Below are 433 nucleotides of genomic sequence, written 5' to 3' on the forward strand. Positions count from 1 at the left end.
GGCCAGCAGCAGCACCCCGATCACCATCCAGGTCGAGGGGACCATCAACCACGGCAACACCAGCAAGGTCTCGGGCGGCAGTTGCAGCACCGCCGACGGTGTGATCGAGCTGAAGCAGATCAGCAACGTCACGATCGTCGGGGTCGGCAGCGGCGCCGTCTTCGACCAACTGGGCATCCACATCCGGGAGTCCAGGAACATCATCATCCAGAACGTGACCGTCCGGAACGTCAAGAAGTCCGGCTCACCCACGTCCAACGGCGGTGACGCCATCGGCATGGAGAGCGGCGTCCGCAACGTCTGGGTCGACCACGTCACGCTGGAGGCGTCGGGCGGCGAGTCGGAGGGCTTCGACGGCCTTTTCGACATGAAGGACAACACCCAGTACGTGACCCTGTCCTACAGCGTCCTGCGCAACTCCGGCCGCGGCGGC

The 433-nt window shown here is 65.1% G+C and carries 1 protein-coding gene; it reads left to right on the forward strand.

What is annotated here, in order from left to right; genetic code table 11:
- Positions 1-433: pectate lyase family protein (locus tag CCN42_RS45010; protein ID WP_479688087.1), on the forward strand; the 433-nt coding region annotated here is incomplete at both ends.

This window comes from Streptomyces glaucescens, assembly GCF_002154375.1.
In the GTDB taxonomy this organism is placed as follows: Bacteria; Actinomycetota; Actinomycetes; order Streptomycetales; family Streptomycetaceae; genus Streptomyces; species Streptomyces glaucescens.